The following is a 26710-nucleotide window of genomic DNA, read 5'->3' as shown; positions in this document are numbered from 1 at the left end:
GCAGCGCCACCGCTGCCGGCCGCCGGAAGTGAACCCGTTCTTGCGCATGGACCCGCCGCACAATTCACACAACGCGGCACGGGACGATTTCCTCTTGACCATGCACAGCAATCAAACAGCACACATACACCGAAAAAGCAAACGAACCCGGACATTAACACCAAAACCGTTAAAACAACCCCGACACACCAACAAGCACAAACCCCGACGCCAACCATCAGACACACATTTTGTCCATTAACCCGCTATGTCCGTTCAGGTTGCTCCGCTGGGTTCGATTCGCATTACTCAACACCTTGTTTTCGAGGGAACAATCGAACTGGACGGCCGCGAGCAGTTGGGATTCTCTCCGCGGTATCCCGCGCTGGTGCAGTTGCATGAGGAAATGCCTGCCCAAGACGTACCTCTTCATTGGCATAAAGGTGCGGAAATGTTGTATGCATGCCAAGGACGGCTGCGAGTCTTCGTGGACGGACGAAGTGTAACGATTGAGGAAGGTCAGTTCTGTCTTATCAGTCCCAATGCGCGGCATGCCATTCATCCGATGCCACGAAGCACTGGGCAAAGCGTGTTGTCTGTGACCTTCGATAACCGTCAGATCGCTCGACTGGCACCCGGTCTTCACGACCGTTATTTGAAGCAAGGCGTGCCAATCGGGCGTGGAACCGCATGGCCTGATGCCGATTTGGAGCTGATATGCGAGGATCTCATTGTTTCGTTGGCTGATGATACCTCTGAGCTGAGATTCATACGAGCCGCCCGTCTGGTATTCCAACTGCTGGAGCATATTTACACACACTATGCTTCGGAAAGCTGTGAGCTCAGCGCTGCTGCGGGTTCTGACGCCGTCGATGAGCGTATAAAGCCGATGGTTGATTTCTTTGACCATAATTACGCAAGCGGTGTGACGGTGACGCAGGCTGCGAAGGAATTTGGATACAGTCCGGAATATTTCTCCCGCTTGTTCTCCAAGCATGCCGGCATGTCTCCTGAGCGGTATTTAACCGAGTTGCGGTTGCAACATGCCGTAGATGTGTTGGTTTCTTCGAGGGTGTCCTGCAGTCAGATTGCGCAGGATAGCGGTTTCCGCTCGGCTCGTGCCTTTTCCACGGCATTTTTCAAACGCTATGGCATGATGCCTTCTGTTTTTCGGCGTGCGAACCATGAGCGTCTCCAAGAAATCTAATGATCCAGGTCGTAATGAGGTCGTCAGGTTTTGAATCAGCATTGGTCAAATATGTGTAGTTAATATCAGAAAACTACATATTTTCAGTGGATTATTGTCCAGATAATTGAGGAGTTCCACAGGAGTGGATCGGCAGAATAACGTTGCTCTGCCGGGTCTGCCCATAACAAAGGAGTTCCCATGGAATCGGATGCAATTGTTACTGCTTCGACAGCTACGTTGCCTCAGTCTGGTGCGCGGCGTCACCTTATGAAAGTAGCCATCCTGTCGCTGTCATTGCTGTTGTGCAGCGTATCGGTCACAATGGCCGTGGTTTCAAGCCTTCGACAGGATTACCCGAATGCCAGCACCATGGAATTGCAGGGTTTTGTCAATATTCCAGTGATCGGCGGCATTATTGCCACTTTGGTGGGTGGTTTTCTTGCAGCAAAAGTAGGCAAGAAAAATCTATGCTTGGCAGGCACCTTGCTGTGCTTCCTCGGTGGATTTTTGCCGATGTTCGTGCCTGATCTGGATATGAAGACCGCACTTCGCGCGCTGTGCGGATTTGGCGTGGGGCTTATCCAGCCGCTATCGGCCTCATTGATCGTGGATTGCTTCAAGAAGGGTCGTGAGGCAGACACGATGATGGGAATCCAGTCAGCAATGGTAGGACTTGGTGCAACCATCTTTTCCTCCGCTATTGCCGGCATCATGGTTGTTGATTGGCACTACTTCTACTTCGTATATTTCATAGCGCTGTTGGTATTTGTCATCGTGCTGGTTTTCGTGCCAAATTCTGTCAATGAGATCGGTCGTGTGCGACGCTCGAATGCACAGAACACGGGCGGAGCCGTAAATGCTAAAAAGCGCAAGATGCCGCTATCCGCTTACTTCGGCATGCTTGTGCAAATTGTTTTTGCTACTGGATACGGTTTCTATACGGTGAATCTTTCTTTGGCGGCTGAGGAAACTGGCACAATCAGTGCGGTTCAGGCGGCGACGGTCATGACCGTTGTATCGATGTCTTCGCTAGTCGGTGGCTTCCTGTTCGGCTTTGCCAAGCGCTTCCTTGGCATGCGCATTGGCATCGTTGCTATCGCATTGGAGGCAATCGGTTTGGCGATGTGGGCGAACACGTCATCATTGAATATCTGGTTCGCCGCTGCCGTCTTATTCGGTGTCGGATTCTGCTGGTTCATGCCGTATGTCAATTTCCTGGTCAATGAACATACCGACCCAACGTTATCCGCTCAGGCCACTTCGTATGCCTTCTTCGGAAACAGCATCGGCTCGTTCCTGCCAACCTATGCCTTTGCGGCTATCGGCGCTATCACCGGTGTGACCAGCACATGGAAGTCAATGAATTTCGCAGCTGTGCTCATGGTTGTTTGCATCGCAATGATATTGGCATTCAATGCGTTCGATAAGAATAATGCCCATGAAGCTGCGTAATTGAGTCATCGGCATAAGAGATGGCATCGGCCTCTGTGCCTGAGACCCAGATTGCACAAATTGATAAAGAAATGAGGATATGACAAATGAGTGATGATCTGAATATAGTGACGGATCAGTGGCTGACTATTCATTCAGACGATATACGTCCGGAGATTGATGTCGATTCGCTGGTGGAGCCGGCATCAGTGGAACCATTGGCGACAATACCAACCCCGATTGAACAGACGAAGAACTTCCCCCACACAGATGAGGTTCCAGATGGTTGCACTGTGATTTCTGATCTCGATGAGGATGACTTCGGTTATTCCGTGAGTTTTGAAGAGGTCACCTACGCCACACGTACGCTGGCTGATGGCACATCGATGGATTTACCGATGTGGGTATTCACTCCCGGTTTGGATAATGCCCCTGAGAGTCATATGCCTGAAGGCGGATGGCCGGTCATCGTCTTCGTGCGGGGTTCAGCGTTCCATGAACAGAATGTGCCTGATTACTCAAACTACTATGTGCGTATTGCCGAAAAAGGCTATGTGGTTGCGGCGATGAAATATCGTCATAGTGACGTTGCCCCGTTCCCTGCGCAGATGTTGGATTGCAAGACCGCAGTCCGTTTCATGCGTGTGAATGCGGAACGATTCCATTGCAATAAGGATCGTGTCGTACTGTGGGGTGATTCCTCTGGCGGCCATACAGTGCTTATGGCAGGATTTACCGGTGATCGTGAACCAGATACCCCTTTGTATGGGGAGGAGAGCGCTGAAGTCAAGGCGATTGTGGATTGGTATGGGCCAACGGACTTTGTCAAAATGAACTTCTACGCGAGCTCGCAAAACCATAGCGCTCCTGAATGCCCTGAAGGTGTGGAAATAGGGGGCGTGGATGTGCTGGAATATCCTGATCGCAGCCGTGTGGCCTCTCCGATGTCGTATTTGTCAGCCGACGTCCCGACGCCTCCGACGCTGATCATGCATGGCGGCCGCGATCAGCTGGTTCCCTTTAATCAGAGCTGTCGGTTGTATGCCACGATGAAAGCCTTGGATAAAGATGTGACCTTCCTGAAGCTCGACAATGCGTGCCACGCATGCTACGGTTTCCGTTCCGCTCGTGCATTGAATATCGTGTTCGATTGGTTGGAACAGAAGTTGTAAGTCTCCGTGCATTGCCGTATATGCATGTCATATTGGATTCAATTATTGAATGCCTGGGCCCGTGTCCTGTCTGGATACGGGCCCAATTTCGATGTGATACTGAGAAATAGCGAAATGCGATGCTTATGAGGGCCGGTGCTGTGCATATTGCCTGAAAGTCTATGGAAGATATTGCGTCGACGGATATCGTTCCTGAACTGGAACCCATTCCGTGGTTTTTGTGGATGTTTGCAGCGCATATGCGGCTCTGTCTACCCACTCGCCGTAGAGTCAACATTATGACCGACGAATTGAACACTCATCCGATACTGGTCGGTACTGCGGCCGACGATGCTGATGGCTTGAGCGCCGCGGAGGTCGACCGTGGTTTGGCGCGCTTGGACCCTCTTACCGTCCGACCGCGAACCTCAAGCCGTGTGCTGTGTGCTGTTTTCGCCGTATTCTTTTTTGCTGCATCTGTAGGTATCTGGTGGCTGGGCGTGCGAACCATGGAAGGCCAGTCTTACGATGACATGGTCTTCTCGTCATTCAAGTCCGAGGCTGTGCCCAGCTGGTTGGCGGTCACGATCCGCCCCTTGGTATCTGAATGGGTTTCAGCCTCGATTAGCGTTGTGCTGATGGTCGTTGCGCTTATTGTTTTGGTCGCGAGGCGCAGATGGTGGGCGATAGGGCAGTCCGTTGTACTGGTATTGGCCTGCGCTGCCTCATCGTTGCTCAAAGAATATTTGCCAAGGCCGTATTTGATTAATGTGGAATCGCAGCAGTCTAATTCCGCGCCTTCGGGACATATGCTATTGGCAGTGGCTTCCGGAATGGTGCTTGTGTTTGCGGTATCTCGGGCATGGAGAGCCGTGGCTGCCGTGATCGCCGTCGGTTATGCATCGCTCACGGGTTTGTCCTTGATATATGGGCAATGGCATCGTCCCACTGATGTTGTGATGTCTCTGTGCATTGCAGCCGGTTGGATGATGCTCGTCATGATATTCACACGTGCCTCGAGTATGGATAGGCCGGGCACGCGGGTGTCTTCGACGAGTATTCAAATCGTTGCCAGTGTTCTGATTACTGCGGGTGTGATGGCACTGTTGTATAGTGCATACCTGCTTTGGCAGATACAGCCCGGGCTGTCGTTGAGTGCACAGTGGACTCATCCGGCGGCGCATGTGTCGGCAATTGCCGCGATTGTCGGGCTCTCTGCACTGGTATTCGGGCTTGAAGCAGCGATGCGCCAAATCACTGCTGCACCGTTGAGCAAATTGGGTTTGGTGGGAGCGCCGCCAACACCTCCGACCCAATGAATTGTCTCAACAAATGAGTTCCGGCGGCACACGAAATTTGGCGATAGGCCACATATGGTGAGTATGATGGCGTTCCGAAACGATAGTTAAGGAGAGGCAATGGCAAACGGCACTAAGCTCGTCATCGTGGAGTCTCCCACCAAGGCCAAGAAAATCGGGGGATATCTAGGCCAAGACTATAACGTCATGGCTTCTGTCGGCCATATTCGTGATCTTGCACAGCCCAGTCAGGTGCCGGCTGGACAAAAAGAAAAGTTCGGTAAGTTCGGTGTTGACGTCAATGACGGATTCGAGCCGTATTACATCGTTGGCGCCGACAAGAAGAAAACCGTTTCCGAGCTGAAGGAAGCATTGCGCGATGCTTCCGAATTGTACCTGGCGACTGATGAGGATCGCGAGGGAGAGGCAATCGCTTGGCATTTGGTGGAAACGCTCAAGCCCAAGGTGCCGGTGAAGCGCATGGTATTCCATGAGATCACACCTGAGGCCATTAAGGCATCTCTGGGCAAGACTCGTGATGTCGACGGTCATATGGTCGATGCGCAGGAAACACGTCGTGTGCTTGATCGCTTGTATGGCTATGAATTGTCGCCAGTGCTGTGGCGCAAGGTCGGACCGGGTCTGTCGGCCGGTCGTGTGCAGTCGGTGGCCACGCGCCTCATTGTTGAGCGTGAGCGTGAACGCATGGCCTTTGTCAAGGCGTCTTATTGGGATGTGAGTGCCCAATTGCAGGCGGATGGAGCTCAGGGTGAGCCTGTGGTTTTCGAAGCGCATATGGTTTCGCTGGATGGCAAGCGCCTGGCTGGTTCGAAGGATTTCTCCGATAACGGATCGCTGACGGATGCTGCAAGCAAAGATGGCGTGCTGCAATTGGATCAGGAACAATCTGAAGCCATTGCCAAGGCTCTTCGTCAGCAATCATTCATGGTGGCATCCATGGAAACGAAGCCATACCGCAGGCGTCCTTTGCCCCCGTTTACCACTTCCACGCTTCAGCAGACCGCGGGAAATCGTCTGTCGATGAGTTCTCGTCAGACCATGCGAGCTGCGCAGGGTCTGTATGAGAATGGTTACATCACATATATGCGTACCGATTCGGTAACCCTGTCTCAAGAGGCTATCGAAGCCGCTCGAGAGGCTGTTTCGCAGAAATTCGGCGAGGCATATCTTTCTGATGAGCCCAAGCAGTATGCAACAAGAACCGCAGGCGCTCAGGAAGCGCATGAGTGTATTCGTCCCTCGGGCTCACGGTTCCGCAACCCTGAGGAATTGGCAACCAAGGTTCCCCCTGATCAGCTGAGACTGTACACCCTGATTTGGCAGCGTACCTTGGCTTCGCAGATGGCTGATGCCACGGGTTCCACCGCTACTGTGAAGCTCTCTGCTCCGGTTGAGCAGCAAGGGGATGCGATTTTCCAGGCTTCCGGAACAGTTATCGAATTCCCTGGATTCCTGAAGGCGACTGGCGAGGGCCGTCGCTCCATGAAAGATGCCAAGACTTCTCAGGATGGCGAATCCAAGAACGCTGGGTCTGCTGATTCCAATGAGTCTCTTCCGCCAATGTCCACCGGCGATATGATCGACCCCGTCGACGTGGTTGCGGTCGGGCATGAAACCCAACCTCCGGCGAGATACACCGAAGCTTCTTTGGTCAAGACTCTGGAGGCAAAGGAGATCGGTCGGCCTTCCACATATGCAAGCATTATTTCTACGATTATCGATCGTGGGTATGTGTATGAACGAGGTCGTGCGCTGATTCCTTCGTGGTTGGCGTTTGCTGTGATCAAGCTTTTGGAGAGCAATTTCCCGAAGTATGTGGATTATCAGTTCACCGCCGATATGGAGAATGGCCTTGATCAAATAGCCCATGGCGAGGAAACACGTCGTGAGTGGTTGACGAGGTTCTATTTCGGTACTGGTGAGGATGCCGCACATAATGCCGATGAAGCACACGGCGGGTTGCAGCAGCAGGTTGCCGAACTGGGTGAAATCGATGCCCGTGAGATCAATACCATCGATATCGGCGATGGTCTGCATGTGAGGGTCGGACGCTACGGACCATATCTGGAAGATACCAAGAACCTTGACGCTTCAGGCAATCCGAAGCGTGCATCAGTGCCTGACACATTGGCTCCTGATGAGCTCACTGTGGCCGAAGGCCATCAGCTCATCGAAAGCAACGCCGGCGGTCCGCGTGAGCTGGGCAAAGATCCTGAGACCGGCGGTACCGTTGAGGTGCGAACTGGCCGTTTCGGCCCATATGTGGCGTTGGTCATGCCGGAGTCTGCCGAATCGGGAGCGAAAGAAGCTGCCAAGCCTGCCAAACGTGGTTCAAAAAAGGCGGCCGAAGAGGCTGCCCGCCCCAAGATGGCATCGCTTTTCAAGTCGATGACGCCAGAAACCCTGACATTGGATGATGCGCTGAAACTATTGCGACTTCCTCGCCAAGTCGGTGTGATTGAAGAGACCAATGCTGAAACCGGTGCAATAACCCAATCCACCATTGAGGCGAATAATGGTCGATATGGTGCATACCTGACCAAGAAAGCTGCTGACGGTTCAACGGATACGCGTTCCTTGGGCAGTGAGGATGAGATTTTCACAGTGACTGTGGATGCTGCGAAGGAATTGTTCGCACAGCCCAAGTATGGACGTGGCCGCGGTCGTGGAACTGCGAAGCCTCCGCTGCGCGAGCTCGGTGCCGATCCGGAAAATGGAAAGCCCGTCACCATCAAGGACGGCTTCTATGGTGCGTACATCACCGATGGCGAGACCAACCGCACACTGCCCAAGCAATACACTGCGGAATCGATAGAACCTGCAGAAGCATTCCGTCTTTTGGCCGAGAAGAGGGCGGCCGGTCCGACCAAGCGTCGCCGTTCCACCAAGTCTTCCACAGCCAAGAAGACCAAGGCATCTTCCGCTAAGTCAACGAAGAAGACCACTACAAAGTCGTCCACGCGCTCGACGACCCGCAAAACCACAGCGGCTAAAACGACCGCGAAATCATCCAGCACAACACGTGCAAGTAAGAAGAGTGCCTCGGCATGACCGCGGAAGGTATCTTCATCTCCTTCGAAGGGGTTGACGGAGTGGGCAAAACCACCCAGGCCGAACGCTTGCGTGAATATCTGCAGTCGCTTGGGCGTGAGGTGGTGATGACCCGCGAGCCAGGAGGCACAGGTCTTGGCATTGCTTTGAGGGAGATGCTCTTGCACGGCGGGGAGATAGGCGTTCGCGCAGAAGCGCTGCTGTTTGCCGCGGATCGAGCGCAACATGTGCATGAGGTGATTCGTCCTGCTTTGGAACGGGGCGCCGTGGTCATTACGGATAGATATATCGATTCCTCAGTGGCTTATCAAGCCGGTGGCAGGGAATCGTCGTCCGAAGATATCAAGCGATTGAGCGAATGGGCAACGGACGGCCTGTGGCCTCGTCGCACGTATTTGCTTGATATGGATCCGCGGCTTTCTCATAGCCGGTTGGCGCATGATGAAGATCGTATGGAATCCGCGGGTGATGCGTTCCAGCGTCGGACTCGACAAGCATTTCTCGATATCGCACAGCGAAACGAAAGCCGCTGCTTGGTCATTGACGCCGGTGGCAGCATTGATTCGGTGTGGGATGCCATCAAATCGGATATGGATACGGTGTTGCAATCGGCAGAATCTTCCCAGATGCAATCTGGGCCTTTCCAGACTAAATTGGAGTTCACTAACTTGGAGTTCTCCGACACGGCGAATGGAGAGAGTGCATGAGCGTGTGGGATGACATCGTCGGGCAACACAGGGTTGTCGATCAGTTGCGCACCGTTGCTTCCTGTGATCCTCAGTCCATCGCTCAGTCGTGGTTGATATGTGGCCCTCCGGGATCTGGCCGCTCGAATGTGGCAAGGGCATTCGCGGCGGCGTTGGAAAGTCCGGACCACGGTCTTGGTGACGAGCCGACCAAAACGACTATGAATGTGTTGTCCGGAAGCCACCCCGATGTCAGTGTGCTGGCCACGAATAAGGTGACCATCGGTATCGATGAGGTTCGCGAGCTCATCAACTTGTCGGAACAGATGCCGAGCACTGCGCCGTGGCGCATCATCATTATTGAGGATGTGGATCGAATGCTGGAGCGCACGACGAATGTGCTGCTCAAGGAGATCGAAGAGCCCAGCGAGCATACGATCTGGCTGCTATGCGCACCAAGCGCTCAGGATGTTCTGCCCACTATCCGCTCGCGTACCCGCATCGTGAATTTGGCGGTGCCGTCAACAAAGGCCGTCGCCGAATTTTTGGAGAGCAATACTGGCGTTGAGCACAAAATTGCCATTCGTGCGGCACGACTTTCTGAGGGTCATATTGGTGTGGCTCGATTGTATGCCACTGATGAGCAGGTGATGAGTGACCGCGATGAATTGATTGTCGGTGTGCTGAATCTCCGTCGCGCTTCGGATGCCATAGTGTTGGCATCGCGATTGATAGATAGTGCGCAGGATCAGGCGATGGAGGATGCGACGCGGGAAGCGGATAAGGCAAAGGAGGATTTTCTTCGCATCAACGGACTGTCTCCTAGCGACCGCATTCCGCCCAAACTGCGTTCGGCATTCAATGCCTTAACCAAAAAAGAGGAATTGCGAAGAAAAGCCACTCGGCGCAGCCGTGATGTGTTGGATAGGGCTTTGAATTCCATCGCTAGCATCTATCGAGATGTTGCGGTTTTGCAGAATAACGCCGAAGACTCAGTGGGAATGATCAATCTGGAAAATCGTTCTGCTATAACGGAATTGTCCGTGCAGCTCGATCGGCAGGGTGCTGTGAGGCGGCTGGAAGATGTGGCGACTGCCCGACGACGTCTGGCCGGCAACGTCAACCCCGCTCTGGTGTTCGAAGCGCTGTTCTGTGCGCTGTTGGTTTGACTTTTATTTTCCCAGGATGGCTGGAATACCGATTGTCAACGTGTTTCTCATCATCCACGAGACATTTCGACGTTTGGCTTGGCGCACTCGGGTATATAAAGGTTGCATACATAACCAAGCGTGGCCGGGAACGCTGGAACGGTGGTAGTCGACTCGAATTTGATCACAGATCTTTGTCCGGCGTGACCATGGCGCTGGAATCCCACCAGAGTTCACTGGTTGATTCACGCGCGATCAATCTTGGGGGGAATGCCGTGTGGGCTGGCAGCCAGTGGGTGACTCGGCTGTTGGCTTCGAGTAAGCGAAGGGTTTCTTTGGCGATGCGCTCGTAATGGGGTCGCGTTGTGGTTAATGACGGCAGTGCTTCATCGCGCGGTGCCGTGTCTCCTGATCCGATTATTTGCACATCTTCAGGGACGCGCAATCCCAAGGTGTCCAAGGCCATGCACACTCCCAATGCGATATCATCCGAAGCGCATATCACAGCATCGGGCCTTGCCATAGGAGAGGCGGATGAATGGGAAGCATCACTAGCAGAGAAGATTCGAAGGGCATCGGCATAGCCTCTGCGTACCGTGCAATCCCCGAAGGTGGTCCACTGAGGCTGGGCTGGGAGATTGAGCCGGCTTGCCGAAGTCTGGAAAGTGATGAATTGCTCCGCCGCTTCACTTGAATTCACTGAGGCGCTGAAGAAGGCAATATATTGTGCATTGTGTTCAGCCAAATGCGCCAACGCCAACTCCATGGCGGCATTGTTGTCGACGCCGACCCAATTGACATGGAAAGAAGTGAATTTGCCTGATATTTGAACAGTGGGCGTGGTCGACGCATATTTTTCCAGAACCGCAGACATATCGTCCTGCGTTGAAGGCATTACGATCAGGCCGTCCGGTTTGCGTGACAGCAATGCGTCGATTCGAATGCGCTGCCTTTCGGAGGTGTCGCCCAGCCCGACGAGTAGCTCTTTGCCATTTTCTGATGCGGCGGCTTCAAGTGCGACAAGCATCCTTGCAATAAAAGGATTGCTGGGTGATGTTGAAACCAAAGCCAAAGTATTCGTTGAACTGCTGCGTAAAGTGCTTGCCGCGTAATCAGCGGAATAATTCAGCGCTTCTGCAGCTTTACGCACACGACGGGCGATATCGTCATCCTTGGTACGTCGCCCTGACAGTACTCGGGACACAGTGGCGGTTGAGACCTTGGCTAGGGCGGCCACGTTCACGATGGAACTGCCGGAAGCCGGTGCCTGTTCCTTGGACTCCATATGCTCTCCATTTGCGCTTACAGAAGGCTGCAAACCCGTCTTTGGGCACGCTGACGCCTAAATAGTGTTGCCGCCTGCCCCTAAGGCGTGGCGGCAACACGAAGTGAATTCATCACATAACGTCGATGTGAGAAATCTCACTCACCCTTGGTGAGGGTTGCAATGAGATCGTCGGCGATCGCCTCAGCGTTGTCACCGTCAACGGTGAGTTCAACGGTATCGCCCTGCTTGATGCCCAATCCCATAACGGAAAGGATGCTGCCAGCGCTGACGCCAGGGGTTCCTGGTTCCTTGGAAATGGTTACGGTTGCACCGGATGCGGTTGCTGCCTGGGCAAATTCTGCGGCCGGACGAGCGTGGATTCCAACAGGATCGTTGATGACTGCGGTACGTGTTGCGGTTGCCATAAGACACTCCTTTGAGTCGGTTGAAATGCGGCCGTCTTCTTGGCTGCTTTCGGAATGAGTATAGCACGAAGTTGCGGAAAATTCAGAAAACGTTTACCGTATTTGCAAAGCGGATTGCGAAGTGTATACTGACAGTCGTTAGAAATGATTTTCTTGCGATGATGTGAGCGAGTCATGAAGGGTATCCACTGCTGGAAACCCGCAAAGCATAAGGAGCACAAATGGTTATCAAAGGTGTTGGCATTGGCCGTGGCGTTGCGGTTGGTCCAGTTATTCGTATGGCGGCACCGCTGCCCGAGCCCTCGGATGCGCCGCGAGCTGAATCGGTAAGCGCCGAACATGAGTTTGAGCGTGTGAAGAAGTCCCTTGCTAAGGTGCAGGAAGATCTGAATGCACGAGCGGAAGCGGCTCTTCAAGGCGATGACGGAGCCAAGCAAGCCGCCCCGATTTTGCAGGCTCTGGGCCAGATGGCTGCGGATCCGGCATTGTTGGATTCCATCAAGAACTTGGTGGATGTGGGCAAGAGTGCAGAGCGTGCGGCACTTGAAGGTTTCGCAGGCTTCGAGCAGATGCTCACCGCTTTGGGCGGATATATGGCTGAGCGTGCAGGAGATTTGCATGATGTCGGTCAGCGAGTCATCGCAGATCTGATGGGTGTGCCGGCTCCAGGTGTGCCGCAGAGTGACAAGCCGTTTGTTCTTGTGGCTGACGATCTGTCCCCAGCCGACACAGCAAGCCTGGATATGAACAAGACTTTGGCAATCGTCACCATTCAGGGCGGCCCTACCAGCCATACCGCCATTCTGGCTCGTGCGCGTGGCATTGTCGCTGTGGTATCGGCTTCTGAGGCGGAAGAACAGCTTCAGGACGGCACCATGGTTATTGTCAACGCAGCGCAGGGTGAAGTTGCAGTCGATCCTTCTGAAGACGAGATCGCACAGGCTGAAGAGGCTCGCGCTCAGGCAGCCAAGGCCAAGGAACTGCGTGGCCGGCCCGGCGCTTTGAAGGATGGCACACTTATTCCTTTGCTGGCCAATGTCGGCAAGCCCAAGGATGCCGATCCCGCGCTCGAATACGGCGCCGAAGGCGTGGGTCTGTTCCGCTCCGAATTCCTGTTCATCGGCAATTCCGAGCCGCCAAGCGTGGAAGAGCAGACCAAGGCATATGCCGAACTGCTCAGCCGCTTCCCGGGCAGGAAGGTTGTTATTCGTATGCTCGACGCGGGCGCTGACAAGCCGCTGCCATTCCTCACCCCAGAGGATGAGCCGAATCCAGCCTTGGGTCTGCGTGGCCTGCGCACATTGAAGGCGCATATGAATGTGCTTGAAGGACAGCTTGAGGCATTGGCTCGTGCCGACGCCCAGACCGATGCCGACCTGTGGGTAATGGCTCCGATGGTTGCGGACGAGCATGAAGCGGAATACTTCGTCAAGCTGGGCAAGTCCAAGGGACTGAAGAAGGTCGGTGTCATGGCCGAAGTGCCATCCATCGCTTTGGTCGCTGACAAGGTGGCCAAGGTCGCCGACTTTGTGTCCATCGGCACCAACGACTTGACCCAGTACACGTTGGCGGCAGACCGTACTTTGGGCTCTGTGGCCAATTATCAGACCGCATGGCATCCGGCTGTGCTGCGTGCCATCAAGCTGATCGCAGATGCTGGCAATGCCAATGGCATGCCGGTCGGCGTGTGCGGTGAAGCCGCGGCTGATCCTGACTTGGCTGTTGTGCTGGCTGGTATCGGTGTGAACTCACTGTCCATGACCCCTGTGGCTTTGGATGATGTGCGCGCCGAATTGGCCAAGTACACCATGGAAGAAGCCAAGGCTAAGGCTGAGGCTGCATTGGATGGCCAATTCTATAACCCTGCTGAATGAATAATCCCGCCCTCGAATCCGAGGGATAAGAGCTTGGTGCAGCATGCATAGCGGATGCTGCACCAAGGATGAAACCCACCTCCTGTTCGTCCCGTTCACTGTTGACAACGAGGAACGATGCGACCCTTTCCCTGTAGCGGGAGTACCAAGAAAGTGAGTAGGACCATGAGTGACATCGATGCATTCCTGCCTGATTCGGCATTCAATCTGGGTGCGCACGCGGCCGATTGGCGCGAGGCGATCCGTTTGGCTGGTGCCGGACTGGTTGCCGCAGGATTTACCACCGAGGCGTATACCGACGAAATGATCGAAACCGTCGAAAAGATGGGGCCATATATTGTCATCGCTCCAGGCCTGGCATTGGCTCATTCTCGCCCTTCAGATGCAGTGCTGAACACTGGTCTGAGCTGGGTGAGGCTGGATGAGCCGGTCGAATTCGGCAATAAGGCCAATGATCCGGTTTCTCTGGTCATCGGTTTGGCTGGCCGCGATGAAAGTGAGCATATCACTGTGATGTCAGCCATTGCAGCGGCGCTTTCCAAGGCTGATAAGCGCGAAAAGCTCGCAAGCGCTGCGACGCCTGAAGACATTCGCGACGTACTTAAGGGATAAGTAGGCATTCCTGCGCATCATGGTGATAATTATTCACATTTGCACGATGTGAAAGCAATGATGCGCAGGGAATACCCATCGCATAACTCAATAAGATCCACAAAGTCTGTGACCTTAAGTGTAGGAACAATCTGAGCGTATAAAGCTTGAAAATTGTTTACAACTCAGTGATTTGAAGTTGCAACTGCTGGGGCGTATCAATGCGAGACACAACCCGGCATCCTGATTCTTGACGTATGGAAGTGACAAGAAACCAGACGTCTGCGCGGCCGACAACTGCGCACAGTGCCATATGGCACATCAATAAATAACCCACCCATAAACAGAATCGAGGAATATTATGAATATTCTTTGCGTATGCGGTAACGGCATCGGTACCTCCGTGCTTTTGAAGATCAATGTCGAGTCGGCAGCCGCCGATTTGGGCATGGATGTTACCGTCACCACTTCCGATGCAGGTAGCGCCAAGGGAACTGCCAATATGAACGACCTGGTTCTCACCTCTCCGCAGCTCGCCCCTGAGCTGGAAGGTACCACCACCCCGGTGGAGACCGTGGAGAACTTCATGGATGCAGAAGAGATCAAGGGAATTCTGGAGAAATACGACGACTAGTGCTCACTAGTGCGTGACCAGAAGGATAGAAGGAGAAAGACATGAACATTGTTGTTCAGATCTTGAATTTCATTAGCCAGGAAATTCTTAATGTTCCGGCGTATCTGATCGGCATTATCGCTGCAATCGGCCTGATTGCATTGAAGCGTAGTGCAGGTCAGGTCATAGCCGGTGGCCTGAAGGCAGCCATGGGCTACCTTATCTTGGGCGCCGGTGCAGGTGTGGTGACTGCGGCTCTGGCGCCATTCGGTGATCTTGTGCTGAAGTCCACCGGCGCTCATGGCGTGGTCCCGACCAATGAGGTCATCACCGCTCAGGCTTCCACTCAGTTCGGCGCCACTTCGGCATACATCATCGTGTTGAGCTTCCTCATCATGTTGGTTGTGGCCCGTTTCACCCCTCTGAAGTACATCTTCCTGACAGGCCATCATATGGTGTTCATGTCGATGATGCTTGCATTGGTGCTCTCGGTAGGTATGGGCAGCGATAACCAGTTGCTCGTCATCATCGTTGGCTCCGTCTTGATGGCTGTGATCATGGTGGTCATGCCGGCATTCGCCCAGCCATTCATGAATCGCGTAACCGGTAGTGACAAGCTGTCGATCGGCCACTTCAACAGCCTTGGCTACATCACCGCCGGCGCTTTGGGTTCTGTGACCGGCAAGAAGTCCAAGTCCACCGAAGATATCAACTTCCCCAAGGGCTTGAGCTTCCTGCGTGACTCCATGGTTTCCACCACCTTGCTTATGGTGGTGCTCTACCTGGTCTTCGCTATCTGGGCTGCAATCGTGCTGCCGGCCGAGGATGCTTTCTCGGTATTCGCAAGTGCCCCTGACAACTACGGCTCCTTCATCATGGCAGCCTTCGCTCAGGCCTTGCAATTCGGCATCGGCGTGAGCATCATCCTCTATGGTGTCCGTATCATCCTGGGCGAGCTCGTTCCCGCATTCCAGGGCATTGCCAACAAGGTCGTCCCCGGTGCCCGTCCTGCACTGGATGTGCCGATTGTGTTCCCCTATGGCGCAAATGCATCGTTGATCGGCTTCCTCTCCTCCTTCGTGGGCGGTCTGGTCGCATTGGGCATCATCGCCGCATGGCTCGGACCGGTCTGGGGTCTGGCTTTGATTCTGCCTGGCATGGTGCCTCACTTCTTCGATGGCGGCGGTGCCGGTGTATTCGGCAACGCTACCGGCGGTCGCCGCGGCGCTATCATCGGCGGTTTCGTCAACGGTTTGCTGATTACCTTCCTTCCGGCATTCCTGATGACCGTTATGGGTACCTTCGGTGTGTCCAACTCCACCTTCGGCGATGCTGACTTCGCATGGTTTGGCATCGTGACCGGCGGCATGGCTCACTGGGGTCCTATCGGCGGCGCCATTGCCCTGCTGATTTTGGCCGCCGTGCTCTTCGGCGCTGCTTGGATCTGGCAGGTCAAGGTGGTCAATTCCGGTTGGCTGCCTGCAAAGGAACATGCTGAGTTCATTGAGCAGGTCAAGGCAGAAGAGAAGGCTGCGAAGGCAGCTGCCAAGGAAGCCAAGGCCAAGGAAAAGGCTCAGGCATAAGGAAGAAGCCCGCAGGTCACTGACCACGGCAACTTCATAAGCCTTATGGCACATATCCGGCTGCACGACCGAGAAGGCGATACTCGTCATTCTCTGACCTGTGCAGCCGTTTTGCATTATTCGGGTGACGAGTTTGCGCCGACGAAAGGTCAACGAGAATTTGGCCCGTGCCTCTGTTCATATTGCTAGCGGATATACGCCAAGGTCTGCGTGTGGAGTAACGCCCCGGAGCTGGATAGAGCAAGAACACATACACTCACTGTGTATTGTCCAAGTCATAGCGGTGGGTGATACTGAATATATGAAGATTTCCGCCGATTTTACTGTTATTCCAGACGAGTACGCCAAGGCGGCGCCTTTGGAGAATTGCGTGGATGGCACGCCGATTGTGTCATTTCCTTTCTATATTGATGATTTGAACCCAAACGCTCGCTATTTGCATTGGGAATTCATCGATCCGGACTCTATTCCAGTCTGTGGCTTCGAATGGATACATTGGTCTGTGGCTAATATGCCTGTTGACGCCTTGATGTATGACTTCAATGATTCTCATGCATTGGCCATACCGGCTGATTTTTCACGTTCAATGGCCTCCATGATTCCAGAGGCGTTGCAGGGACGAAATTCTTCTGCAAGCAAGCTGGTCAAGAGCACGAATCCTGCGGTGAGCATGAGATACAACGGGCCATACCCTCCGGATGCGGATCATCAGTATTGCCTGAATGTGTGGGGCAGCGAGCGTCCAATCAAGGGTTTGTCTCAGGGATTCTGGCTTAACGAGATGCTGCGCGGTCTGCGCAATGCAGAGGATGCCGGAGTGGTGGATTACGGCAGCATAGTGCTGACAGGCACAGTCTGAGTAATTGCTGTTGGCTTCTCAAGGAGACAATGCAATCTGATGCCGTTGCGGCAGAGGTGCGTGACGGCATCGGCAGCGTTTCGTCTCACAGGAATGCCGCTTCGCCTCAAGAACAATCATGACAATCGCAAGACTCGGTAATATGTGACATCGTCTATCGAAATCGATACGAGTACGGAAAGGAATACCAGATGGCATGCACCACTATTCTGGTCGGCAAGGATGCTAGCTACGATGGGTCCACCATCATCGCTCGCAATGAAGATTCAGGCAACGGGGAGTTCTGCCCCAAGCGTTTTGTGATCGTAAAGCCGGAAGAGCAACCTCGAAAGTATCGCAGTGTGCTCAGTCATGTGGAGATCGACCTTCCTGATACCCCATTGCAGTATTCTGCAGTTCCCAATGCCGATCTCAAAGAGGGCATATGGGGCGAGGCAGGCGTGAACGAAGCCAATGTGGCCATGAGCGCCACCGAAACGCTCACCTCCAATGAGCGCGTGCTTGGTGCTGATCCGCTGGTTGAGCTGGTTCCTGCCCGCGGCATTGAAGGCGAAGAAGGATACGAGCCCGAAGTGCCGGGAGGCATTGGTGAAGAAGACTTCCTGACCATTGTGTTGCCTTATGTGCATAGCGCTCGCGAAGGTGTGCAGCGCTTGGGGGCATTGCTTGAGGAATTCGGCACATACGAGATGAACGGAGTAGCGTTCTCGGATTCCGAAGAGATCTGGTGGTTGGAAACCGTTGGCGGACACCATTGGGTCGCTAAGCGCGTTCCGGATGAGGCGTATGTGACCATGCCCAATCAGTTGGGTATTGATGAATTCGATCTTGAGGATGCTTTGGGTGATCGGGAAGATCACATGTGCTCCGCTGATCTGGCAGAGTTCATTGCATTCAACCACCTCGATTTGGCAGTAGAGGCAACGACCCCGTTCAATCCTCGCGACGCCTTCGGCTCGCATTCTGATTCGGATCATGTGTACAACACCCCACGCGCGTGGAGTATCCAGCGTGTGCTCAACCCCTATGACGAAGTTTGGGATGGCGAGGGAGCTGATCATCGTCCGGAGAGCGATGACATCCCATGGGCGCGTCAACCCGAGCGTAAGATAACGATTGAAGATGTGAAGTATGTGCTGAGCTCTCATTATCAGGGCACGCCGTACGATCCTTATGGCAAGCTCGGTGATGGACACAGCCGCCATATGTACAGGCCAATCGGCATCAATCGCCAGAGCCAGCTTGCGGTAATCCAGATTCGACCGTATCGTCCGCAGTCGAATCGCGTGATTCAGTGGATGGCATATGGTTCCAATCCGTTCAATACCTTGGTGCCATTCTTCCCGAATGTGGATTCGACGCCGAAGTATTTGGAAGACACCACCACTAGGGTTACTTCCGAGAACTTCTATTGGCAGAATCGCATTATTGCGGCACTGTGTGACTCGGCATTCGCCGACACGGCCAATGCCGTGGAACGCTATCAGCAGGAGACCGGTGCTCTGGGCCATCGTATGGTGGCGGCGACGGATGCCCAAGTGGCGCGCCTGGGCGGTTCTGATGCCCGTGAGATGGCGGAGGCGGAATTCGATGCGGCGGCTGATGGCGATATCGAGCCAATGGAGCCGGAAGCCATAATCGAAGCCACGCGTAACGGCGAAGTGCGTGAGATCCTTGCGACGGCCAACGAGTCCATGGCGGCACAGCTCAAGAAGCATACCGATGATCTGCTGGACAAGGTGCTGTACATCACCAGCATGAAGATGAAGAACGGTTTTAATCGTTCTGACCATTAACAATTGCTTTGAAACCTTTGGCCATAGCCAAGGCAACATCCATGCATAGGGCCGTCCTATCTCGAGTGATGGGGCGGCCCTATGCGTTGCAAAAGCTGGAATTCAGGTGTTTCTAATCAATCCAATAATGACTCGCCGAATGGCCCATCCTCCACATGAATAGCCATGCAGTGTAATGTTGAATAACGTGCAAAAGTATTCACTGGCCGCAAGGCTGTTGGGAGTGAATGTGATGATGACGGACACCGTGGTGCGCATCGGCATTGTGGACAATGACCCCTTAGTGGCCAATGCATTGGCACCCATGTTTTCAGGGGAGCGTGTGCCTGTACGCGTGATGTGGAGTGTGGATACCGCGGCAAAGGCCCAGCGTCTGTGCCTGAAAGAGTCGCAAAGACCGGATGTGGTGCTCACAGATCTCAATATGCCGGTAATGGGCGGCATGGGACTGGCACGTTGGATCTCCGTACATGTTGCAGGAATAGGTGTTGTGGGGATGACCGCATTTCACAGCCCCATCGATGAATTCCAAATGGAGCACTCAGACATGAGTGATGTGTTGTACAAAGACGCCAATCTTGCCAATATGGTGCAGGCGATCGGCAAGGCGGCGGGCATTGAATCTGTGGCCCGTTGGGGGACGAATGGTGAATCCGTTGACACCCGGGCCGTCGATCTGACAGAAACGGAGATTCGTGTGTTGCGGCTGTTTCTGGGCGGATACACGGTGAGGCAGGTCTCCGAAGAACTCAATATGGGAGAGGGTACAGTGAAAACCCATGCCAATAAGGCATACAAGAAGTTGGGGGTGCATAACCGATCGCAGGCCATTGTGGTGTGCATGCAGGAAGGAATTCTATGAGCATTCGCCCAAAGCCGCTTTCTTTGGCCCATGCGGTGTCTGATATGGATAAGCGGCGCCAGTTCGACTTGGTATTTGCTGTGCTATGTGTGGCATTCTTCGGTTTGGAACTGTCCACAATAGTGGTTGATCCGCCTTTTGCTTGGATTATGTATGCCATCTATGTAGTAGCTGTTTGTTGCATGCCAGTCGTGTATGCGCCTTCTGCACTGGCGCTTTGTGCACTCAGCTTGGTTATGAACCTCATTCCCCAAGACGTCAGCGGACCTTCTATCGAATGGGGTGTTTGGTATGCGCTTATTGTTCTGGCATTGCGATGGCATAAGTGGCCTGCTTTCTGTGTTGCAATGACGGTTATTGTCGGCAGATATATAGGCGCTGCGCTGGCATGGGGTTGGTTGGAAGCGTCAACTCTGGGAATTACATGGCTATGTGTATTGGCGTATTTGATAGGTGTGGGTTTGCGAGTGTGGAAACACCAAGTTCAGCGTCGTCAGAGAGATCTAGCTTTGACTGAACAGCGCGAGAGGCAAATCCATATGCTACGTATTATGCATGATTCTGTGGCGGGGACACTGTCCGTGGCAGTGCTACGTTGTCGAAATGCCCGAGCTACCGTTCCTGAGCGCAGCAGCCAAGCCAATGAATGGGAGCAGGTAGAGGTATTAATCTCGAAGGCCCTGCTTGATATTCGCAGTGAAATCATAGAACCCGCGTGGAAGTTGTTGGACGGAGCGGAAGAGGCAGAAGAAGTCGAGAAAGTTGAAGTGCCACGTCAGGTGGTTGATATTAGTCACGCGCTGTCTGAAAGGCTTGATTACACCGACGAGTTCCTTGCTGCCCTAGGCTATGAAGGTCGTTCCTTAATGGGTGATATGACGCGATGCGATTCTGTGGTGGCGGCAATGCTTCCGGATATCATAACGGAATTAGGAACGAATATTGCCAAGCATGGGGCTCCGGGTGAATATGCCTTGGTGGTGCAGCCATATCAAGGCGAGGGAGTGAGAGTAACGTCATCCAATATTCTTGCCACGCATGGCGAACAACGTGGTTCTTCGTATGGGCTGCGGCTAATGGAATCGAGATTGCAAGCGATAAATGGCCAAGCGCATTACGGAGTGGATGGCGATGAATGGACCATTGCCATCCAAATTCCAAGTCAGCAATAATGCGCCAGTACAAATGTTTATTTACTGCCGCACAGCCATTGCAGCCAGGCTGGGCAAGGAAGGCCAGCCGGTAATGTCGTTGCGGCTAGTGACGTGACTGCTTGTTGTGCCAAGGCGTGCGAAGTCGAATTCGTGTCAACCGTGCTCGGCGTAGAAATAAGTGCGATTACAATAACCAGAGTGCTCAGTAAACGTGTCATAGGCCGTCCGATCATGTAGCATGTTTTAAGAAGCAATCTTACAAGAATGTCGCGTATTTTTTAGTCAAACTCAGAAAATCTGACCATTCGTATGATACCGCTGTGGCGTGTCGATGATTTTCTCAACTTACATTCAGGAACTGGGAGACGCTCCTCTACTCTTACTCGCGTATGAGGGAGAATCGCATGAATGGCGATGCGAGTCATGCTTGACATGGTGGCATGACTAAGACAAGAAGGGGCGCGATGATGCGGCAACAGGTTTGGGAAACCTGCATTGGCCTTGGGTGAGCCGGTGCGAATTTGGGCGCACTCATGCGTGGGTTCGAATTGTCGCTATTGATAGATCGTATGGAAGCTGGTTGGACATACGATCATATGGGTGAGATGGCATTTGTTCATTTCACGCAGCGCCGTTGTGGTGCATGGTCAATGATGTCGTTCTCGTTTGTGGGGCCGACATCATTGACCATGCGATCGTAAACGAATCAGAAATTGCTGCCGTTCCATCCCCAGTCGGATGTGGCGGTATATCGAATATACGTGCGATTCTTAGGGATACCAAGCTCCTTGTTCAGCGCTTCCATAATGTGCTCGCCAAGGCTTTCCCATGCAGTGCGCGGAACGCTGCTTCCGAATACATTCACCTCAACATAAGCGGCGGATTCATTGTCATCACCGGCGAAATAGATCGGCATATTGTCTTCAAAGGGGCACATAAGCCAGCCTTCTGATTTGCCCGGTATCGCTGTGATTGCCTTGCCATATGCCGTTTTGAGCGCCTCTCGCTGTTGAGGAGTTGTGGATACGGAAACATGAGTGTGAATTACTGGCATAATGCTCCTTGATGTAATCATGGAATACGGGCATCGCTTGGTTGAGATGCCGCATCTCGATTCCTCAGCCATTGTAAGCACTGGAAATCAATACAAACTGCGTATTGGCACCGAAGAACCGTGGATGTATGGGGGAGGTTGCCGGAGAATGAGGCAGAATCTGTCCAAGCGGTCAGCGATGACGTGTTTAATAGTGCGCGTGAAGAAATTGATTGAGCAGCTGGTGAAATTCGGCGTAGTGGGCGCTATCGCATTCGTCATCGATTTTGGTTTGATGAATCTTCTGTTGGCATTCCATGTGAATAATGTGGTCGCAGCAACGACGAGTTTCTTGATATCCCTGGTCTTCAATTATCTGGCAAGTATGCGCTATGTATTCGTGCACAGAGACGATATGGCCAGGTGGATGGAGATTCTGATTTTTCTCGTATCTTCGGCAATCGGCCTGCTTATCAACGATCTTATCGTGTGGCTGAGCACATATGGCATGGTCTCAGGCGCGGACCATGCGGCATACACGTTGCGTACCAATATCGGCAAGATTATCGCCACGGTGGTTGTGGCTCTGTGGAACTTCGTCATCCGAAAGTGGTTGCTTGATGACACTCATACGCATGCCATGGCAAAGCTGGGCAATGGCAAGCAGCTCAGTCAGGCGGAGTTGGACAAACGCTGGAAAAACAGTTTTTCGTACAAACTGGGCAAATGGTCCTTGGAGCATACGCCACAAGGATGGCCCAAGTAGGCAGAGCCGAAATGGGGCATGTCAACGGTAATCAACCAATGATGTGATGGGATGGCGCTGTGATGAGGGACGGCTTCGTGCCGTCCCTCATTGCGTTGGTTATGAATCACGACGCAATTCATGGAAGACTGAGGCGCCTGCTTCTGGAAACATTGACATCCTGCATGCGTCATGGTATGCAGGATGTCGGGGATTCAGTGTGCAACAGTCGAATTCTGCCGAGAGGCAACGCATCGGATAGATGCTCGACGGAGCATCACAAGGCCACCTCGGTAAGCGTGGGGGTTTCTGTGCTGGCCTTGATCTGCTTGAAGCCGATGAATGCGATGCCGAGTGACGCCAATGCCAGTGCGGTGACAACCATGAATCCGCCATGAGATCCCATCCGGTCGATGAAAATGCCGGTGATTGCCGAGCCCGCAGAAGAGCCGATGGCGTTCATGGCGCCCATCCACGCCATGCCTTCAGTGAACCGAGTCGGAGGAACCAAATGCAACATCAATTGGTTGCCGTTGATCCATGTGGGAGCCTGGCATACGCCTATGAGCAGATAGATGATCATAATAACCCACAGGTGGTTTGCAAACAGAAATGTGCTGATGCCGATATTGACCACTGCCAAGCAGAAATAGAATCGCTTCCACAATGCGATAGTCCATCTTTTAGCGCCGTACACCAAGGCTCCGATAAGCGAGCTGAAGGAGAAGCACGCGAATACGAAGCCTGTGTATTGCGACACATTCTGTTCCTTGGCAAAGGAAATAATCGAAATGCCGGTGGCGGACTGGAATGCGCCGAGGCTGAACCAAGTGACGCATAGGGCAATGAGACCGGGACCCCAGATCGACTGGGCGGTGTTCTCTGCATTGCCTTGAATTGCAGCGGCTCGTTCGGCGATCTGTTCGCGGTATTGCGCGCGAGACAATCCCGCGGCGCGGGCCAACTGGGTCTGTGAAGGGGGTTCGGTGCTGCGCTCGCCGAGGAACATGGCTGCGCCGACCAAGACGCAAACTCCGGTAAATGAAAATGACAAGACCCCGGAAATAACTGCGAGAGTGGAGGCTAGGGGATTGCCGATGACCCACATGCATTCGTCGAAAATGCTGCTCAGTGACAAGGCGGTGTTCGTGCGGTCGTTGTCGCCTTTCAACAGTGTGGTCCATCGCTTGCGGCTCATGGCTCCCCACGGTGGAATCGCTGCCATAAACGGTACGATGCAGAACAGAATCCATTCCGGGACCCTTGCGGTGATGCATGACACAAGTGCGGTCGCGGCCACTATCCATATGGCGATGGTGGGTATGGAGACCTGTCGCTGTCCGAACTTGTCGACAAGTGATCCGAGCAAAGGCCCTGCCAATGCCAAGGCGATGGCCTGTATCGCGGTAAGCGCGCCGGCGAGCGTGTAGCTCCCGTAGTAGTGCTGCACCGAGATCGTGATGGTCATGCCGACCATGGGGAATGGCATGCATGCGATCACTGCGCCGACAGAAAAGCGAGCGGTATGCGGCATACGCAGCAGTTCTGCATAGCCGCCAAACAAACGGTGGCGGATCTCCTTGAATCCGGCGCCAACGGTATTAGATTGGGTGTTGGTCATGACCGCTCCTTTCTGCTCGCGGTTGAGAACGCCTGCTGCTTTGCGTCACAGCGGCTGTGGTTTTGGCATAGGTCAACTCGTATCTTTGATATGGGAAGCTGCCCATGCAGGTTTGGCCTCGGGTTGTGCAGGCATAGGACTTGGATTGCCGTCCTCCGGTTCAGGTGAGATTGCCTGCGAGAAACGCAATCAAGCTTCGTCGGCTGAGGTCGATGGGTTCGGTGTGCGGTGGTGTGGGGGCATGATCGGATGCGTCTCCATGGCGCATTGATATATGCCTTCGGCAACATACTTTATCGTGCGTCATATACGACACGCGGGAAAACGTTGTATTCGTTGCAATATTTAGCATTTCGCATATGGAAGTGATGTCGGGGAAGTGTGGGGCGAAACGGTCGGAAGCTTGGCGCCCGTATTGTGGTGAGATTCTATGCATGCAGTGCTCGGTGTTGGGCAATGCGTGGGGATGCTCTATATTGGCGAGTGGGCACATGAATATGGAAGTACCACGCACGCATACACGGTGAAGCGGTCATAGACCGTTCATTGGAGTCGACACCGTAATGCCGAGAGCCGGCCTTGAATACCCGCGCGGTGACTGCGACCCATTGTGAGGGAAACTCGTTTCGACGGAAAGGCACAACGATGACAGCGACCACCATTCATTTCGTCAGGCATGGTCAAGTGGAGAATCCGGATCACCTGTTGTACGAACGTTTGCCTGGATTCCATCTTTCTTCGCGTGGTCTGCGTATGGCCGAGGCCACAGGGCGATATATTGCCCAAAGTCCGCAAATGAACACGGTGAGTGCCGTGTATTCTTCGCCTTTGGAGCGCACTCGGGAAACCGCTCAGGCGATTATCCAGGCAGTGAATGCCGTGCGAGAAGAGCGCGGGCAGAAGCCTCTTGAACTTATGACGGATGACCGCATCATTGAGGCACGCAATGAATTCCGTGGCAAACGCATAGGGCATGGCGAGGGCGCGTTGTGGAAGAATGGCAATTGGAAACTCGTGCTTAATCTGTGGCGACCGAGTTGGGGTGAGAGCTACCGGAGCATTGCAACACGAGTCGCGAATTTTGCCCATGACATGGTTGAGAGGCATGCGGGTGAACAAATCGTCGTGGTGAGTCATGAATCGCCCATTTGGTCGTATCGCCATCTTTTGGAGACCGGTCATCCTGAGCACAATATGTTGCTGCGCCGCACGGCTTTGGCTTCGATCACCTCAATAACCTATGACTGCGAGAGTGGGGATGTGCTATCGATCACATACGTCGATCCTGCGGCCAAGGTGGAGTAGAGGACACGGTAGGCTTGGTTTCGGTACGTACTGCAAAGGAGCGGATATGACGGTGCGATTAGACCCAGAAGTGGCTTCGATGTTGGCTGCGTTGCCGAGCGTGCGCGATGCGGGCGCTGCCGGTAGGCGCATTATAGAGATGTGGCCGCTTACTGAGGCGAAGTACATGGATAACGATGCGAAGTATGCAGAATCCTTGCAAGTTCGCGTATGCCGAAGCGTGGCTGAAGTGTTGCTCGGTCAGAGCATAGCCATTGCCGACGCTGAATTCGTGTATGAGGGTGCAGAGTCCATTCCTGGACGCGAACAGTCAGAAGTGGATGCGCTTATCGGTGCGATTAATGCATATGACGATATGGCGGACTATTCCTGTGCGGGCGACGTGGAGTTGGTTCTGAACGCCTTGGATTCACTCGGGTTGTCATGGGATGCCGACCAATGGCAAGCATTGGACTCAACGCTTCGTGAGGCGGAATCCGCTATTGCAGATGAATTAGAGCCCAACAACGATGAACGTGATCTGGAAACGCAGATTATTGATCGTTTGCTTATTGCAGTGTCTGCTCTGTCGCAGACCGTGCAGGCCGTTATTCCCCTGTCGGCTCTGGGTGAGGAAGGCGATGCTTTAACTGATGGAGAGGAGTCGATCGGCACAACCGGCTCAGGGCATGATGGACAAGACGGGCTCCCGGCTGCAGCCCGTGAATCGGTGGTACTGATGCCGTATATCGACGAGGTGTGTGAACGACTGGCTATTCCTCGCATATATGTTTCTTCGAAGCAATGGCCTGAGCTCGTGCGTTGTGTTACGGATATTCACGAGTTCACATTGTTTATCGCCCAGGCTGCCAAGTCGGAATGGGACAAGCATTATGAGGACTTGGTGTGGGACAAGGATGAAGCCAAGAAGCTCGCCAAAGAAGAGGACGAGCGCAAAAACAAGGAGCTTTGGCTGCCAAATTCGCCCATGTAGAAGGAAAGCAAGGCGGTGAAGAAGTGGAGCTATAAGCTCTGCGCCTCTTGGATAT

Annotated in this window: 23 protein-coding genes; 18 read left to right on the top strand and 5 right to left on the bottom strand. The window is 53.6% G+C overall.

Features of this window, described 5'->3' with window-relative positions; genetic code table 11:
- Positions 1-102: transposase-like zinc-binding domain-containing protein (locus BITS_RS09765; RefSeq protein ID WP_420795466.1), on the bottom strand; the 102-nt coding region annotated here is incomplete at its 3' end.
- Positions 103-247: 145 nt separating this feature from the next.
- On the opposite strand from BITS_RS09765, the gene BITS_RS07390 reads away from it, so the two are divergent.
- From BITS_RS07390 to BITS_RS07360, 7 genes are all read left to right on the top strand, one after another.
- Positions 248-1186, top strand: coding sequence for an AraC family transcriptional regulator (locus BITS_RS07390; RefSeq protein ID WP_044259662.1), 939 nt, complete (start codon positions 248-250; stop codon positions 1184-1186).
- A gap of 180 nt (positions 1187-1366) precedes the next feature.
- Entirely contained in the window at positions 1367-2620 is a 1254-nt protein-coding gene (locus BITS_RS07385; protein WP_051264310.1) for an MFS transporter, read from the top strand.
- 86 nt (positions 2621-2706) lie between these two features.
- Complete coding sequence (locus BITS_RS07380; RefSeq protein ID WP_081693484.1) at positions 2707-3771, top strand: alpha/beta hydrolase; 1065 nt, start codon at positions 2707-2709, stop codon at positions 3769-3771.
- A gap of 278 nt (positions 3772-4049) precedes the next feature.
- Entirely contained in the window at positions 4050-5069 is a 1020-nt protein-coding gene (locus tag BITS_RS07375; protein ID WP_044259713.1) for a phosphatase PAP2 family protein, read from the top strand.
- Positions 5070-5168: 99 nt separating this feature from the next.
- On the top strand, positions 5169-8120 hold the full coding sequence (gene topA, locus BITS_RS07370) for a type I DNA topoisomerase (protein WP_026641743.1): 2952 nt from the start codon (positions 5169-5171) through the stop codon (positions 8118-8120).
- Positions 8117-8827 carry a dTMP kinase gene (gene tmk / locus BITS_RS07365; protein ID WP_081693483.1) on the top strand — a complete coding sequence of 237 codons (711 nt, stop codon included), beginning with the start codon at positions 8117-8119 and terminating at the stop codon, positions 8825-8827. The genes topA and tmk overlap by 4 nt, the downstream gene beginning before the upstream one ends.
- A complete protein-coding gene (locus tag BITS_RS07360; protein WP_026641742.1) occupies positions 8824-9975 on the top strand; it encodes a DNA polymerase III subunit delta' in 1152 nt (383 codons plus the stop codon). The genes tmk and BITS_RS07360 overlap by 4 nt, the downstream gene beginning before the upstream one ends.
- A gap of 163 nt (positions 9976-10138) precedes the next feature.
- On the opposite strand, the gene BITS_RS07355 is transcribed toward BITS_RS07360, so the two are convergent.
- Entirely contained in the window at positions 10139-11239 is a 1101-nt protein-coding gene (locus BITS_RS07355) for a LacI family DNA-binding transcriptional regulator (protein ID WP_026641741.1), read from the bottom strand.
- A gap of 137 nt (positions 11240-11376) precedes the next feature.
- Entirely contained in the window at positions 11377-11646 is a 270-nt protein-coding gene (locus BITS_RS07350; protein WP_026641740.1) for an HPr family phosphocarrier protein, read from the bottom strand.
- Positions 11647-11867: 221 nt separating this feature from the next.
- Here BITS_RS07350 and ptsP point away from each other — a divergent pair, with 221 nt between their 5' ends.
- The 8 genes from ptsP (at position 11868) to BITS_RS07310 (ending at position 20996) form a co-directional block, all read left to right on the top strand.
- The gene (gene ptsP / locus BITS_RS07345; protein WP_026641739.1) at positions 11868-13520 is read left to right on the top strand and encodes a phosphoenolpyruvate--protein phosphotransferase; all 1653 of its coding nucleotides are present in this window, start codon (positions 11868-11870) and stop codon (positions 13518-13520) included.
- A gap of 165 nt (positions 13521-13685) precedes the next feature.
- A complete protein-coding gene (locus BITS_RS07340) occupies positions 13686-14132 on the top strand; it encodes a PTS sugar transporter subunit IIA (RefSeq protein WP_026641738.1) in 447 nt (148 codons plus the stop codon).
- Positions 14133-14472: 340 nt separating this feature from the next.
- A complete protein-coding gene (locus tag BITS_RS07335) occupies positions 14473-14745 on the top strand; it encodes a PTS sugar transporter subunit IIB (RefSeq protein WP_026641737.1) in 273 nt (90 codons plus the stop codon).
- 41 nt (positions 14746-14786) lie between these two features.
- The gene (locus BITS_RS07330) at positions 14787-16307 is read left to right on the top strand and encodes a PTS ascorbate transporter subunit IIC (RefSeq protein ID WP_026641736.1); all 1521 of its coding nucleotides are present in this window, start codon (positions 14787-14789) and stop codon (positions 16305-16307) included.
- 301 nt (positions 16308-16608) lie between these two features.
- Entirely contained in the window at positions 16609-17166 is a 558-nt protein-coding gene (locus BITS_RS07325; RefSeq protein ID WP_026641735.1) for a YbhB/YbcL family Raf kinase inhibitor-like protein, read from the top strand.
- Positions 17167-17357: 191 nt separating this feature from the next.
- Positions 17358-18962 carry a C69 family dipeptidase gene (locus tag BITS_RS07320; RefSeq protein WP_026641734.1) on the top strand — a complete coding sequence of 535 codons (1605 nt, stop codon included), beginning with the start codon at positions 17358-17360 and terminating at the stop codon, positions 18960-18962.
- Positions 18963-19137: 175 nt separating this feature from the next.
- A complete protein-coding gene (locus BITS_RS07315; RefSeq protein ID WP_026641733.1) occupies positions 19138-19824 on the top strand; it encodes a response regulator transcription factor in 687 nt (228 codons plus the stop codon).
- Complete coding sequence (locus BITS_RS07310) at positions 19821-20996, top strand: sensor histidine kinase (RefSeq protein WP_026641732.1); 1176 nt, start codon at positions 19821-19823, stop codon at positions 20994-20996. The genes BITS_RS07315 and BITS_RS07310 overlap by 4 nt, the downstream gene beginning before the upstream one ends.
- 688 nt (positions 20997-21684) lie before the next feature.
- Here BITS_RS07310 and BITS_RS07305 read toward each other — a convergent pair.
- Positions 21685-22032, bottom strand: a complete 348-nt coding sequence (locus BITS_RS07305) for a phenylpyruvate tautomerase MIF-related protein (protein WP_026641731.1) — start codon at positions 22030-22032, stop codon at positions 21685-21687.
- A gap of 199 nt (positions 22033-22231) precedes the next feature.
- On the opposite strand from BITS_RS07305, the gene BITS_RS07300 reads away from it, so the two are divergent.
- Positions 22232-22777 carry a GtrA family protein gene (locus tag BITS_RS07300; RefSeq protein WP_026641730.1) on the top strand — a complete coding sequence of 182 codons (546 nt, stop codon included), beginning with the start codon at positions 22232-22234 and terminating at the stop codon, positions 22775-22777.
- A gap of 256 nt (positions 22778-23033) precedes the next feature.
- Here BITS_RS07300 and BITS_RS07290 read toward each other — a convergent pair whose 3' ends face one another.
- Positions 23034-24377 carry an MFS transporter gene (locus BITS_RS07290; RefSeq protein ID WP_026641728.1) on the bottom strand — a complete coding sequence of 448 codons (1344 nt, stop codon included), beginning with the start codon at positions 24375-24377 and terminating at the stop codon, positions 23034-23036.
- A gap of 645 nt (positions 24378-25022) precedes the next feature.
- Here BITS_RS07290 and BITS_RS07280 point away from each other — a divergent pair.
- The gene (locus BITS_RS07280; RefSeq protein WP_026641726.1) at positions 25023-25682 is read left to right on the top strand and encodes a histidine phosphatase family protein; all 660 of its coding nucleotides are present in this window, start codon (positions 25023-25025) and stop codon (positions 25680-25682) included.
- A gap of 46 nt (positions 25683-25728) precedes the next feature.
- Positions 25729-26655: a hypothetical protein gene (locus BITS_RS07275; protein WP_052366680.1), complete on the top strand. Its 927-nt coding sequence runs from the start codon at positions 25729-25731 to the stop codon at positions 26653-26655.
- The last annotated feature ends 55 nt before the right edge of the window (positions 26656-26710 follow it).

It is taken from the genome of Bifidobacterium tsurumiense, from assembly GCF_000741765.1.
In the GTDB taxonomy this organism is placed as follows: Bacteria; Actinomycetota; Actinomycetes; order Actinomycetales; family Bifidobacteriaceae; genus Bifidobacterium; species Bifidobacterium tsurumiense.
This window is presented reverse-complemented; position numbering and strand designations above follow the sequence as displayed.